The sequence below is a fragment of the Candidatus Omnitrophota bacterium genome (assembly GCA_016209275.1).
Taxonomy (GTDB): Bacteria; Omnitrophota; Gorgyraeia; order Aquiviventales; family Aquiviventaceae; genus JACQWM01.
Genome location: JACQWM010000029.1, coordinates 1 through 13117 on the forward strand (window position 1 = coordinate 1; position 13117 = coordinate 13117).

Here is a 13117-nt window from a genome sequence, read left to right on the forward strand (position 1 = left end):
ACTCCGGCTCCGGCCCCCAGTAGCTCACATCGCCGATGCCGGTCTTCTTGAGATACGCTTCGGCTTTCTTGGCGATATAGCGGGGATCGCGAGAGTAGGGTTCGTGGGTCAGCGGGTCGTAGATGTCGCAGACGATGCTGAGGGTGGGAGTCTCGCAGACCGGATCCAGCACCGCCGTCGACGGGTCGGGAAACAGGTTCATGTCCGACTCTTGAATCTTCTGGAACCCGCGGATCGAGGAGCCGTCAAAGCCGATGCCATCAACCCAAATGCCTTCCTTCGCGCTCTGGGCCACTTCCTCGACGGGGATGGAGAAGTGCTGCCACAAGCCGGGCAGGTCGTTGAACTTCAGGTCAACCACAGTGATTTTGTTCTGGCGGATGATCTGCCAGACTTTCTTGACTGCGTCTTCCGTAATCGGCGCGGTGAGCTTGGCATTATGATTCGCGCCGACCGTGGCGGCCGCGGCACTTCGGGTGACCCGAACCGCTCGGCGCGCTGCTGCAACTGTTCCTCGTGGCATGAGTCTAGCCTCCTTGTAAGATATGACGTGTGTCCTCTGGCCTCGTACGCGTCCCGGGAAGGACGATGGGTTCAGTCTACCAGGGCGTCTTCCTAAGTCAATCCAATTTATTGTGACCTTAGATGGCGGCCTCGCCGCGCTCCCCGGTGCGGATGCGAATGATGTCCCGAACATCGGTGACGAAGATTTTCCCATCACCCACGCCGCCGGTTCGGGCGGCTTTGATGATGGCTTGGACGGTCGGCTCGACATCCGCGTCCCCCACCACAATCTCCAGCTTCACCTTCGGCAGAAACTCCAGCCGATACGTTTCGCCGCGCCACTGCTGCGTAATCCCCTTCTGCTTGCCGTGGCCTTCGGCTTCGGTGATGGTAATCCCCGGATAGCCGACGGCTTCAATCGCCTTGCGGACGTCGTCCAACTTTTCCGGACGAATGATCGCTTCAATTTTCTTCATGGTGGCACTCCGCGTTTTTCCTTGAGGCGTCGTCTGTGCTGCGACGGTTTCTAACATGGGGGTCAGCTCCTTGCAGGTTCGGCCACTGAGGCAGCCGCGCTGACGGTGACAGGCAAGGTCTTGCGCACGACGAAGTCCGGATAGCACGAGTTGCCGTGCTCGCCGATATCCAGCCCCATGATCTCCTCCTGAACGGAGACGCGCAAGCCCATGATGGCCTTGATCAGCCACCAGGCCGCCAGCGACATGACAAAGACCGTCGCGGCCACGGCCACAACACCTTGCAGCTGGATCCACAGCTGCGTGAATCCGCCGCCGAAGAACAGCCCGTTCGCCTTATTCGGCATCCATTGGGACTCCGCAAACAGGCCCACGCAGAGTGTGCCGAAGACGCCGTTGACCAAGTGCACCGATGTCGCACCGACCGGATCATCGATGTGCGCCTTATCAAACATGATCACGGCCACGACCACCAACACGCCGGCGATGGCGCCGATGATAGCTGAGCTGAGCACGCTGACGAACGCGCAGGGTGCCGTGATGGCGACAAGCCCGGCCAAACACCCGTTGATGGTCATGCCCAGATCCGGCTTGCCTAAGAGCACCGTTGCGGCAATCGTCGAGGTGAGCATGGCAAACGCCGCCGCCGTATTCGTCGTAATGCAGATGCGCGAAATCGCCTCAACATCCGCGGCCATGGTGGATCCCGGGTTAAACCCGAACCAGCCCAGCCAGAGCACGAAACAGCCGATCAGCCCCAAGGCCAGATTGTGGCCTGGAATGGCGTTCGCCGTGCCATCCTTATTATACTTGCCGACCCGCGGACCCAGCACCAGGATGCCGGCGAGCGCGGCCCAGCCGCCGATGGAGTGCACCTGGGTGGAGCCGGCAAAATCGAGGAATCCCTTGGCGGCCAACCAGCCGCCGCCCCAAATCCAGTGGCCGATGACCGGGTAAATCACGGCCGTAATGACCAAACTAAACACGATGAACGAGAAGTACTTGATCCGCTCCGCCACGGCTCCGGAGACGATGGTCGCGGCCGTTCCGGCGAAGACGAGCTGGAAGAAGAACTTCGCCAGCAGCGGCACGCCAGTCCAGTTCAGCGCCGCATAGGCCCCCTGGTACGCTTCCCCGGTGGCCGGGCTGTTGTCAGCGCCGCCTAAGATCCACAACCCGTCCCAGCCCACCAACGGATTGCCGTTGCCGAACATCAGGCCGAATCCTAAGATCCAAAACCCGATCGTCGAACAGGCGAAGACGATGAAGTTCTTGGACAGGATGTTCACCGCATTCTTCGAGCGGCAGAACCCGGTCTCCACACACGCAAAGCCCAGGTTCATGAAAAACACGAGCATTGCGGTCATCAACACCCACAGCGTATCAGCCACCACTTTCGGATCCATGCTTCCTCCTTGTTCTCAGAATGGCGCGATGAACTCAACCGCCAGGGTGTTCTGCGCGTTGTCCAACCCCTGGTGATGGCGGAAGACCTGCTCGTTGGCTTGGTCCACCCGATACTCCAGCCGGGCAATCAGATGCGCGTTGAGTTTATATTCCGTCGTGAACGTCCATTCCATGAGTCGAAGATCGGTGATGGGATCTCCGGTCGGGCTGCTCGCAGCAGAGTTCACGGCCGTCCGCACGCCATCCTGGTCATTGAACACTTCCCATCGGCCGGCCATGGACCATTTGTCCGTGATGTCATATTTCGCGTACAGGGCGACCCCATTCCAAGTCGCATCGCCGCCCCCGGCCTCATCCACGGCGTCTTGCTCAGCGCCATAGTCGAAATTCAGCTTCAACGTCAGCTTATCGATCGGCTGATAGCTAGCGACGAGATCGATGAGGTGGCGCTGATCTCGGCTGTCGCTCGTCTGCTCGGCCCCCAGCATGTAGGTGCTGATGAGCGAAAAACGCTCAAACGGGGTCAGCGTCGCGCTGAACTCCAAGGTCTTGGCCTTGTTGTTGTCATCCACCACATCCCAGCCATTGTTGACGCCGAAGCAGGTGGTCAGCCACTCGGTCCACGGGTAGCTCGCGCGAAGCCCCGTATGGGTAAAGGGAATCGCAAATCCGAAGAGGTAGGAACGCGAAAAGTTCCAGTTATCCTTGGCTTCGATGACTTCCGCGCCATGCAGCGTCACGAACTTGCCGAATTTCAGATCCAGCCCATTGCCGATGGGGGCCAGGTATTCCACATACCCCTGTTGAAGATCAAGCTCATCCGTTTGGGAACCGAGCCCGGTGGTCACCGACCCAACGACTTCGGCGTCCGCCCCGAAATTGAGATCGGTCCGGAATCCAATGGGCGCTTCAGCGGAGACCGGCTTCTCGATGACTAACTCGGCGTTATTGATCATAAAATCCCCTGATCGCGTATCAAAGACGCGAAAGGAATTGGTTCGAGCGGTGGGTTCATTAAAATTATAGGTATAGGAGGTATCGACGAAGCCGCTCATCTGCACGCCGTGGAAGCCGCTGGGCAATTGGACCACGGCGCTGCCAGGCTCAGCGCCCGCTTGCTGCGCGGTCAGCTCGTTTTCCAATTTTGAGAGGCGCTCCTTCAACACTTCAATTTCAGCGCTCAACCCTGCGGTGGCCGGATCAGCGGCGAGCACCACAGCGGAAGCGCTGAAGACCATACTCACCGCGATGATCCCCCCCACGACCAACCGCCAATACCTTGTATTCCCTCGCATCACTTTCCCTCCTTGTTAGGTATCGTTTGCGCAATCTGTGTTACCGTGTTTGCCGAAGTTTGCTTCTTGGCTTGCCGCTTCTTGCGGAAGGGTGGATGGCACTGGTGTGGGGAGAGTTCTGTTGCCCATACGGTCAATGGAGCAGATAGCCCATAGCAGATAGCACATAGAAAAAGCCAGCCGCGAAGATCACGAATCCAGCGTCGATACATGCCCTCCCTCCATTGGTCAGGTGCGCTCATCATGCTGTGTAAGTATGGCTCAGCCACGTGACGCGCAGATTTCCGCCATGTTAAGTTTGTGTTACAAACCGATAGCCCTGATCCCCCACCACGTCAATGCAGTCCCGGCCTTCTCGCTGCAAGACACCCTTCAGGTGGCGCAAATGCTCATCCACCATGCGCAAGCCGCCGGGGTCATGCCGGCCGAGGCCTTCTTCGAGGAGCCGGCGCTTGCTCACCACCTGCCCGGCACGCCCGGCCAAGTACGCCAGCAACGCGTACTCCCGATAGGAGAGGGGCAGCGGCCGGCCTCGCACCAGCACCTGATAGCTGTCGAGGTCGATGACCAGATCGCCGAATGAGAGCGTTTGAGGTATGACCATCTTCAAGCCAGAGCGATATCAGATATCGAATTCGATATCTGATATCGCCGTTGTAGTTGAAGGATGTTACCGGCAGATGACGGCTGGGTTAAATCGAGGTAACTTAGAGGCGCTGCAGCAGGGCGTTTAATTCATTCTGGAGATCAAGGATGGCTTGCTTGCGTTTGAGCCAGAACGGATCTTCAAGAGGAAATTGATCGAGGTAGGTAAGAAACTCCTGTTCCAGGGCCCGCTGCTCTTTGCCGAGGGCCTCCATCAGCCAGGGGAGCGTGTCCTCCCCGTCGTTCGGCGGCTGCCGGGCGAGACGATCGAGATACGTCATGAAGCCGCTGCGATAGCGGACCATGAGAAAATGGGAGAAGGCCCAGCTTTGCGCATACGCATACAGCGCGCTCTGGTTGGCCATGCCCGCAAAGCTGCCCATCCGGAAGGCATGGAGAAATTCGAGGGGAAGGATCTGCCCCGCGCCGCGGGCTTTCTGGGCATCCGGCAGACGCAACACATTGGTGCCGCCAACAGGGCTTGGTTCCATGTACCCGGCCAGCCCTTCGCTGAACCAGGAATTGGCCGCCTGAAGATCGGTGATCTGGTCTTCGTTCTCGGTGGCAAACATGGCTTCAAGCAGCTTCCGTTTCTCCTCCACGGTCCCCGCCTTCAGAAACTCGCGCTTCTGTTGCGCCTTGGCCTGATCCGCCTCCGACATCTTTGACAAGACGATATGCTGGAGCTGCCAATCGTGAAACATGGCGTGGGTCATTTCATGCCGGAGGATTTCATTGCCGAGCTGGCCGTAGGCCTGGCGCACCATGGCGTGGCCGGACTCCAGCTTGCGCAAAAATTCCGACCACAGCCCCTCCAGCGTGTCTTCGTACTGCGAGCCTTTGTACGCCGCCGTGCTGCGATCGCGCGCGCGCCGGAAGCGGCCGAGATAAATCTCGGACAGCAGCTCGGAAAATTGCTCGCCGACCATGTTGTAGCAATACAAGACTTCATCCTCCGGCTGAAAATATCCCACCGCGAACCACCCGGGGACCCCATCCGTCAGCGCGTACTCGATATACGCATCCTGGTTTTCAAAGATCACGATGTACGCTTGGACGGTGGGAGCGCGATCCTTCACTAGGGGAAAGAACGTGAGGTACCAGTCGGTCGCGACCTCCCGGATCACCTGGCGGTACTTCTTGATATCCGGCGGGGCGGAATCGCTGACAATCGTGAAAAGCCCTTCATCGTCCCATGACATCTGGGGAAAAATGGTTTGGAGATTCTTCTTGATCGCCGTTGAGCGCTCATTCTGCGCCGGCCGAAAGAGCAGCGCCTCCACATCCTTCCGGGCGATGGTCTGCTCCATCTGCCCGCCGCCGGGCAGCTCCTGGGCGAGCACGATGTCCGTGTCGGTGACCTGGGTGATCTTGGCGTCGATCACGGTGCCCTTCATCAATTTCACGACCACCTCGTGCTGGTAATCCCAGGGAATGTTCTCGTGTTCGTGCTCCCAGGGCATGAGAATGCCATCGCCGCTCAGACTCGCCGCACCTTTTTCCACGCGCTCAATTTCATCGCGTCTGAAGCCGACATCGCCGTAGTCAAACCGCAGAATCACCTCCTCTGACGTTTCCTTCAGCAGCTCGCCGGTCATGGCCCCGCCATTGGTCAAATACAGCGTCACCTGATTGGTAGTCACGGGCGGGACGAGCGTACTCGATGAGGATGCTGGAGTGGATGCTGGAGGCTGGAAGCTGGACGCTGGAGGCTGCGATGGCGTTGCCAGCTCCGGCGTTGTGGAAAACCGCTGTTGGGTTCTCTGAAGCAAAGCTCGCACCTGATCCGGCAGTTGCACGTGCTGCTGCAACGCATCCAGGGGCGAGTGTTCCGGGTGTGCGCGCAGATACCAGCTAGCACCTCCGGCCGCCAGCATGACCACGGCAAGGAGCAGCAGAAACGTGCGCATAACCAGTAGTATGCCGAATCACGCCGGAGATTGCAAAGGGCGTTACGAGCAGCCGGAGGGAGGGCAATCTTGCAGCGAGGTGAGCGCTGGACGCTGGATCGACATCGGCAGCACGACACTTTGCCCGGTGTTGCCGCCGCCCATCAGACGGATGTCATGATTCAAGGTCAGCCTGCCGTTGACGATCATGCCGTCATCCCGCCCGACGAATGACCCGTTGACCATCAAGTTCGTCGGCACCAGCCCGGTGATCGCATGGTTGGTGTAGAGCACGCCGTCGATCTGCATGGTGCCGGAGGCGGGCACAGCCAGCTTCGATCGGAAGGTGTCATCCGAGAGGGTCGACTCATAGAACTTGCGGTCAGAGCCGTCGAGCTTCGTGCCTTCCGCCAGGCCGTCGTTGTCCCGCTGGTCGTAGTTGCCGTCGAACATCGGGCGGCCCTGCGCATCCGTCATCTGGCCGCCAGCGCCGGTGTGGTAGCCCAAGTCGGCGTCGGTCGGGTCGATGACATAGGGCTGGGTCTTGGATCCGTCTTCGGCTTTGATCAGCGGAAGCGCGTTTTCCTCATACGCCTCGCTGGTGTAGTCGCCGATGACGATGTTGCCCTTTGCCGCAAAGCCGACCAGATCAGTCATCGTGGGATCAGGGATCGCCAGCTTGCCGGCTGCGTCCTTCACCTGCGGAAAACTGTAGTCGGCATCGCCTGGCACCGTGAAGCCATAGCGGTTCCAGGCGCAGGGGACGGCGGGGATCGTGCAGGCATTGCCGCAGATCTTCCCGCGGCCGGGGGTGGGCTGGCCGCAAACGGCCGGCTGAATCGCCAGGCACGTGTTGCCGCTGAGTGTTTTGGTGCACGCGAAGTTGCACGGCGTGGTGGTCCCGTTCGTTGTCAGCGCATCGCAGCTTGGCGCGGGAGCGTTGCAGGTGAGGATGAGCTTCTTGTAACATATGCTGCCGCAGTTATTCGTTCCCGTCGTGTACGTATACGAGGTGCCGGATCTCGGGCTCGCGCACGTCGGCTCCGGCGCGTCGCATTCGGTCGGCGTGCAGGTGCCAGCGCCAAAGGCCGCCGCCTGCCACCAGAGCGCTCCCACAACCACCAAGACACGGCACAGCATCGCGACCGCGCGGTTCATCGCTCAGCATCCCTCCGGCGCCGCCCCGTTCGGCGCCACATAAGTTCCGTCATTGCAGACCTTGCCAAGATTCGACATGATCCCGCTCGTGGTATTGTATTGGCGCACGACATCGGTGGCTTCGTACCGCTCTAGCGACGCCCACCCCGACGGATTCTTGTACACGATGGACCCCACGACATGAAGATTGCGGCCGGTGTAGATCGTCCCGCGGCCGCTCACGTAGCCCCGGATGATCACATCGCCGGGAATCACCACCGGGCCGTCGATCTTGATGGGGTTCGTGGACGTGCCGATGAGCACGATTGGCTGCTTCTCATCCCCTGTCTCGGCGGCGCCATCAGGCCCCTGATACGTCGCCGTGATCGTCTTCCATTGGCTGTTCTCGTAATATTTCAGGGTGGAGCCTGCCCCGTCGTTGTGCGACGCGGCCAGGCTTTTGTAGAGGCTCAGGTTTCCCAGATACGGCATGTCCTGCACCGGCTGCTGGCTGAATCTGACCTGCTCCGGCGCGCTCGCATGCCAGCCATAGCCGGCCCCCAGGGCGGCGGTGGCCCCGCTGATCGCCGGCTGGCCGGCGGCCGTAATCTGCTGGGCCGGGCGGGCTCGCTGGTCCGACCGCTTATAGTCCCAGTAGGCGTTCCACGACGCGGTTTGCGTGGGGTTGCCGGTAATGGTCCCGACGGCCGCAAGGCCGGTCTCCGGATTGATGAGCTCGTCGTTTTCCGACGCATACAGATCGCCGTTGACGTAGATTTTCGTCAGCTGGCCGCCGGAAACCACGTCGCTCGTAAAATCGAGATCGCCGTTGGCGCGCACTTCGCCGTTGACGACCACGGACGCTCCACCGCGGATGTCAAACCACCCGTAGTTGTTGACGAAATAGGCGTAGCGGAAAATATCCGACACCCCCAGGGCGATGTCATACGTCGCCTGCAGCTGCTTCGTGATCCCCCCGACCGTCGCCTGGCCGATCACCGTGATGCGGCGCGGGGAGAGCGTGTCGTCGGGATTCGTGGTCTCAACCGAGCTGATCCAAGCCTCGCCGGTCCCGCTGCTGAAGGCCACGCTTCGCGGCGAGGCTTGCGTGCCAAGGCCGGCCACGTGGTAGGTGTCATCCGCCTCCAGCGCAAACGGCGGGTCGAGGTCTTGCGGCGGCTGCTCATCGAAGGCATCCAGCCACTGCAGGGCAGCCAGCGCATTGCCCTGATAGCGCAGTTGGTAGACATCCGCCGCCAGGAACTGATAGAAATCTTCGCGCAGCTGCTGCAGCGACGCCTGGGCCAGATCGCGGGCTTGCAGCGCATCGCGCAGATGCTCAACGCTCAGCCGCTGGGCCGCCGCCCGCTGGCTCAGCGCACCGCTATAGACGAGGAAGACCGTCAGCACCATGAAGCTGCTGATCAGCACAAACCCCCGCTTTCTCTTTTCCTTAATCACCGTAATCATCTTTACGGATTCTGCACCCACACTTGCGATTCCAGCGTTTGGGCCAGCTCTGACCGCATCCCATTGCCTCGCACGACGAGCTGCACCTTCACGACGTTATCCGCCTGGCAGGTGGGAGTGAAGGCGGTCAGCCCTCCGGCTACCGTCGTCGCCGGGTCGTTGTTGACCTGCTTGGTCAGCAGCGCTCCGGCGCGCGCGTAGGTGATTTGGTCAGCGCCCACCCTCATCTGCAGCGAATCCGCAGCGCAGGCCAACCCTGCGGTCGCGGAAGCTCGCCGCAGATCCTCGACGATGCGGTCCATGGCGATCTGGGCCCCGGTCGTGTTGGCGAGCGAGTCATCCGTGTGCTGCCAGATCCGATTGCCGGTCTGGGTCATGACGAGCAGCGAGCCGCTCATCAGGCTAAAGACCGTCGCCACCACCATGACCTCGACAAAGGTAAACTCCCCTCGGCGATTCCATCGTCTGCGTCTCATCACGAGTCTCTCCGTCCCATGCGGGTGGACACCATCACCGGCGATTGCAGCCATCCGTCCGCGTCTACCTGCTCGCCAACATCGAACTGGCCGTTGCAATTGCGATCGCCGCCGATTTGCCGCCCCCGCTCCCGCCAGCACGCCGCCACATGCAAATCCAGCAGCGACGGATTGCCGGGATTGTGCAGATCTCCGCTTTTAATTTGGATCGTCAAAACACCTTGAGCACCCGCCGGCAGCCCGGTCAGGGGCGCGCTTTGCCCGTTGCCACGAGCGCCTGCATATGCAGGCCCGGTCCAGAGGGTGTCCAGCGGGGTGGCGGAGAGCTGATCTAGCTGGCCCTGCGCGGCGTTGAGCGCGGCCTGCGCATGGCTGAAGTAATCGACCTGGAAGAGCAGCGAGGGCATGCCCATCAGCAAGCCGCCGATGCCGACGACGAGCAAGGCCACACCGACGACCAGCTCAAGCAAGGTCATCCCGGACGCAAAACATCCGACCCGCAGACGCGATGGACCTCGGATCGGATTGTGCATGACAACCCCCTTTGGCAACCCAGCCATCCAGAGCGATATCAGATATCGAATTCGATATCTGATATCGTCTTAGGACCTGTGGCTTTGCGACCCACGCTTACGCGTGGTGTGCCTTTATCAGTAGGGTTTACCTACTTTTTCCTAATTTAAGTATACCTAATGCGCCGAGACACTGACAAACCTACGGGCGCTGCTCTGCCCAGGCCACGAAGTCATAACGGCCGGTGTTCGGAAACGAGGGTGGGGCCAGGCGCAGCAGCCGCGCATCATAGACGTAGTCCTTGTCGAACCCGTCTCCGGCGCCGGTTTTCGCATCGATATTCCATCCCACCAGCCCTCGTTCATCCTGGATAAGCCCCCCAAAAAGATGCAGCCGCCCCTTGTAGCCAATCCTCGCTCGTTCATCGCTGTCGTCCTTCTTATAGGCGCCTTTGACCGTGAACGTCCGCAGCGCCATCACCGAGCCTTGGATCATAATCCCAATAGGCGGTCGCGCAGGGTCCGGCAGGTGGACGCGATCAGGGAATTTGGTTTCATCGGAGGTATCCACGATGATATCTTTCCGTGAGACCAAGCCAAGCAGGTCACGGCTTTCTCCGTTGTCACAGGCAGGGTTGTTCTGCCGATCCTCGTCTGTGACCGGAGTGCCATCGGCGTTGACGCTATCCGGGTTGCAGGCATAGATGATGTGCCCTTGGATCGTCATGTCCTCCTGGCTGGCCAGCGTCACCTGGCCGTGGAGTATGCTATCCTCCACCGTCAACTCCTCCTTCCCAAGTATGACGAGCTTGCCGGCAATCGTGTATCGAACTTCCAGGATGCTAGGATCCGCCGCGTTCGGGGTAGGGGCAAGTTTGTTGCCCTTCAATTTCACCTCGTCCACCCCCTTGCCTGTCACCACGAGTTCGTACCTCTGTGGGCCATCTGGTTGCAGTAGATCAATGGGATGCTGCTCGAATCGGACCACGGCGTCATCGCCAATCACGATGCCGGAAGCCTTGGCCGCCGGCACGAGGTCCTCGTCGAAGCGTTTCTTCGCCTCGGGCATAGGAATCGGCTTCTCGAGTTTTTGAGGCAGCTCCGCATACGTCGGGTTGCACGGAGCGCTCGTGCACACAATCGCCCCGGTGTAGGACACCGGCCCGAGAAACGTCGGGCTCCCCATGATGTACAAATTGTCATTAACGTGCACCGGCCCTCTGAGCACTTCAGCGCCTGTCATGTTGATCGCTTGCCCTTTTTTATACTTATTCCAAAACATCAGATACTTCGAAAAACTCTCTCGTTTGATCGTCATGGCCGCCGTTCGCGTGACGGCAATGCCTGTCGTCGTGCCGCTGGCCGTAATCGTAAAAGCCGCCTGGGCAGGCTCAGCCTCATTCAGGTCATCCGGATCAACCGTCACCGTGAACGACCCTGAGCCAGGGAAGGTTTGAATGATCCCGCCCAGCTCCGGGGTAAAGGCGCTGGTCAGGGACGCGCATTGTTGCCCTTCAACAGCAAACTCGTCGGAGCAGACCGGCCGTTCGTCTTCCGCCAGCAGCCATTGCACCCCCGCATCAAGCCCGGCTTCGGCCAAGGCTAAGGCGCGCTGCTGGGTGGCGGCACGTCGGGCGATGGCGGTATCGTTCATCGTCCGCAGCAGACCCACGGAGAGGAGTGTTGAGATCCCAGCGCTGGTCACCAAGGCCAACAGTAACAGCGAGCCTTGCCGCGGTCGTCTCATGAGCCTCCCCCCTTTCCTCATCATCGCGTCATCCGATCGTGTTGCGCAGCTTCACCTGGGTCACCAATGGCGCGTCTTGAGGGCTCGCCCCCATCTGCCCCCCAGGCAGCTGAGCCGAAAGCTGCTGAACCGCGAGCCGTATGACCACAATGTGCGTTTGCGTGTTGTAGGTAAAGTCGAGAAGCCTCGCGTAGTGCGCCAGCACCCGGCCGCTGCCGTCTTTCAGATTGCCGCCCTCATCCAGAATATCTCGCACGAGCTGAATCGAACCATTCAACCGATAGCGCAGAAACCAGCCCGCCTTATGCGCCCCTTGCTGGTCAGGCGCTCCCCACATCATGTTCCCGGTCCCCGAATCGTACTGGCCCACCTGAAACGTGACCGACTCGCTTTGGTCCGGGACGATTTGGGCGATGATGAGATTCGCTGCGCCCGGCCGCGCTTGCCGCAGCTCGTTGGTCATGTTCGCGAGCGCCTGGCGCGCTTGCTGCTGGACAACCACGTACATCTCCGAAGAGATCGAGGCGCGCTGCGCGGTCATCATGGCGGTCCCCACCGCCCCCACGACCACCGCCATCACCACCGCGACAAAGAGAGTTTCCACCAGCGTCGCCCCGCAAGCGCTTCCCAGACGCGCACGATCATGGTGGATTGTTGTGTCATTCATCGACGGCAACTCACGAGTGTTTGCAGTTGCGCCGGAGAGGTGATGATCCCATCGTTATTGCCGATCGGCGGCGCATCTTCCGGCACCAATTGCGCGCCGTCCCACCGGCATTCCCCGGTCACGCGGCCGCCCTGCCGCCAGCAGACCGCGATCGTCGCCCTCAGCGGATTAAAATCCGTATCCCCCGCCTGGACGTTCCATTCGCCTGCCCCAACTTGAGTCGCCGTCCCGCAGGGCGTGGCGATGTTCCTGCTGTCGCGGCACGTCACAATGATCCGCTCGTTGATGTCCGGCATCGGTTGGATGCTCTTGCCCCCGCCTGCCACCGCCATTCACTCATTCCAACTGGCTCCCCCCGGCGGTTGGACGGTGGGCGTAAGGCATGTATCCGAGGTATTTTGCTGTCGGAGCTGCTCGAAGACGCGGCCGGCGTCGTTCATGGCCCAGGTGAGGTTGCGCGAGGACTCATTCATCGCCGCCTGCTGCACTAGCCACGCCAGCAACCCGGCAATCCCCATCATGAAGATCAGGCTCGCGACGGCCAGCTCGATCATCGTCAACCCGCTGCTGGCTGAGCAGGCAACAAAAAATCCGATCCTGGAACGTCGCGGACGTCGGATCGGATGGAACATCGCAACCCCCTTTGGCAACCCAGCCATCCAGAGCGATATCAGATATCGCATTCGATATCTGATATCGTCTTAGGACCTGTAGCTTTCCGACCCTGGATTACTCCAGGTGTGGCTTTCTCAGTAGGGCCCGCCTACTGCTTCCCGTATCTGCCTAACCTGATAAGTATACCTGGTCTGTTGTAACTCCTTCAAATGGCGATGCGTTATGTTACTGTTGCTCTTCAACTTGCCAACTCGTCATCCGCGGCCGCTTCATAACA

At 60.3% G+C, this 13117-nt stretch carries 14 protein-coding genes and 2 riboswitches; all 14 genes read right to left on the reverse strand.

The window, feature by feature from the left end; genetic code table 11:
• Window positions 1-523: glutamine synthetase beta-grasp domain-containing protein (locus HY737_04205; protein MBI4597588.1), on the reverse strand; the 523-nt coding region annotated here is incomplete at its 3' end.
• Between the two features lie 118 nt (window positions 524-641).
• Window positions 642-980 carry a P-II family nitrogen regulator gene (locus HY737_04210; protein ID MBI4597589.1) on the reverse strand — a complete coding sequence of 113 codons (339 nt, stop codon included), beginning with the start codon at window positions 978-980 and terminating at the stop codon, window positions 642-644.
• Between the two features lie 62 nt (window positions 981-1042).
• Window positions 1043-2386 carry an ammonium transporter gene (gene amt / locus HY737_04215; GenBank protein MBI4597590.1) on the reverse strand — a complete coding sequence of 448 codons (1344 nt, stop codon included), beginning with the start codon at window positions 2384-2386 and terminating at the stop codon, window positions 1043-1045.
• Between the two features lie 15 nt (window positions 2387-2401).
• Entirely contained in the window at window positions 2402-3682 is a 1281-nt protein-coding gene (locus HY737_04220) for a porin (GenBank protein ID MBI4597591.1), read from the reverse strand.
• 292 nt (window positions 3683-3974) lie between these two features.
• Window positions 3975-4286 (reverse strand): winged helix-turn-helix transcriptional regulator, encoded by a 312-nt coding sequence (locus HY737_04225; GenBank protein MBI4597592.1) that lies wholly within the window; start codon window positions 4284-4286, stop codon window positions 3975-3977.
• Window positions 4287-4389: 103 nt separating this feature from the next.
• Window positions 4390-6237, reverse strand: coding sequence for a DUF1570 domain-containing protein (locus HY737_04230; GenBank protein MBI4597593.1), 1848 nt, complete (start codon window positions 6235-6237; stop codon window positions 4390-4392).
• 42 nt (window positions 6238-6279) lie between these two features.
• Window positions 6280-7374, reverse strand: coding sequence for a hypothetical protein (locus tag HY737_04235; protein ID MBI4597594.1), 1095 nt, complete (start codon window positions 7372-7374; stop codon window positions 6280-6282).
• A gap of 3 nt (window positions 7375-7377) precedes the next feature.
• Entirely contained in the window at window positions 7378-8823 is a 1446-nt protein-coding gene (locus HY737_04240; protein ID MBI4597595.1) for a hypothetical protein, read from the reverse strand.
• Between the two features lie 2 nt (window positions 8824-8825).
• Window positions 8826-9299 (reverse strand): hypothetical protein, encoded by a 474-nt coding sequence (locus HY737_04245; GenBank protein MBI4597596.1) that lies wholly within the window; start codon window positions 9297-9299, stop codon window positions 8826-8828.
• Window positions 9299-9832: a hypothetical protein gene (locus HY737_04250; GenBank protein ID MBI4597597.1), complete on the reverse strand. Its 534-nt coding sequence runs from the start codon at window positions 9830-9832 to the stop codon at window positions 9299-9301. Before HY737_04250 ends, HY737_04245 begins: the two co-directional genes overlap by 1 nt.
• 10 nt (window positions 9833-9842) lie before the next feature.
• Window positions 9843-9955: riboswitch (cyclic di-GMP riboswitch) on the reverse strand.
• 58 nt (window positions 9956-10013) lie between these two features.
• The gene (locus HY737_04255; GenBank protein ID MBI4597598.1) at window positions 10014-11558 is read right to left on the reverse strand and encodes a DUF4900 domain-containing protein; all 1545 of its coding nucleotides are present in this window, start codon (window positions 11556-11558) and stop codon (window positions 10014-10016) included.
• A gap of 28 nt (window positions 11559-11586) precedes the next feature.
• Window positions 11587-12225, reverse strand: coding sequence for a hypothetical protein (locus HY737_04260; protein MBI4597599.1), 639 nt, complete (start codon window positions 12223-12225; stop codon window positions 11587-11589).
• A complete protein-coding gene (locus tag HY737_04265; protein ID MBI4597600.1) occupies window positions 12222-12557 on the reverse strand; it encodes a hypothetical protein in 336 nt (111 codons plus the stop codon). The genes HY737_04260 and HY737_04265 overlap by 4 nt, the downstream gene beginning before the upstream one ends.
• Window positions 12558-12857 (reverse strand): hypothetical protein, encoded by a 300-nt coding sequence (locus HY737_04270; GenBank protein MBI4597601.1) that lies wholly within the window; start codon window positions 12855-12857, stop codon window positions 12558-12560. It lies immediately after the preceding gene.
• A gap of 10 nt (window positions 12858-12867) precedes the next feature.
• A riboswitch (cyclic di-GMP riboswitch) is annotated at window positions 12868-12980 on the reverse strand.
• Window positions 12981-13117: the final 137 nt, after the last annotated feature.

Bases quoted from the DNA above. Each gene is read 5' to 3' on its own strand.
- HY737_04210 (MBI4597589.1), bottom strand. From the start codon at position 980: ATGAAGAAAATTGAAGCGATCATTCGTCCGGAAAAGTTGGACGACGTC.
- amt (MBI4597590.1), bottom strand. From the start codon at position 2,386: ATGGATCCGAAAGTGGTGGCTGATACGCTGTGGGTGTTGATGACCGCA.
- HY737_04220 (MBI4597591.1), bottom strand. From the start codon at position 3,682: ATGCGAGGGAATACAAGGTATTGGCGGTTGGTCGTGGGGGGGATCATC.
- HY737_04225 (MBI4597592.1), bottom strand. From the start codon at position 4,286: ATGGTCATACCTCAAACGCTCTCATTCGGCGATCTGGTCATCGACCTC.
- HY737_04230 (MBI4597593.1), bottom strand. From the start codon at position 6,237: ATGCGCACGTTTCTGCTGCTCCTTGCCGTGGTCATGCTGGCGGCCGGA.
- HY737_04235 (MBI4597594.1), bottom strand. From the start codon at position 7,374: ATGAACCGCGCGGTCGCGATGCTGTGCCGTGTCTTGGTGGTTGTGGGA.
- HY737_04240 (MBI4597595.1), bottom strand. From the start codon at position 8,823: ATGATTACGGTGATTAAGGAAAAGAGAAAGCGGGGGTTTGTGCTGATC.
- HY737_04245 (MBI4597596.1), bottom strand. From the start codon at position 9,299: ATGAGACGCAGACGATGGAATCGCCGAGGGGAGTTTACCTTTGTCGAG.
- HY737_04250 (MBI4597597.1), bottom strand. From the start codon at position 9,832: ATGCACAATCCGATCCGAGGTCCATCGCGTCTGCGGGTCGGATGTTTT.
- HY737_04255 (MBI4597598.1), bottom strand. From the start codon at position 11,558: ATGAGACGACCGCGGCAAGGCTCGCTGTTACTGTTGGCCTTGGTGACC.
- HY737_04260 (MBI4597599.1), bottom strand. From the start codon at position 12,225: ATGAATGACACAACAATCCACCATGATCGTGCGCGTCTGGGAAGCGCT.
- HY737_04265 (MBI4597600.1), bottom strand. From the start codon at position 12,557: ATGGCGGTGGCAGGCGGGGGCAAGAGCATCCAACCGATGCCGGACATC.
- HY737_04270 (MBI4597601.1), bottom strand. From the start codon at position 12,857: ATGTTCCATCCGATCCGACGTCCGCGACGTTCCAGGATCGGATTTTTT.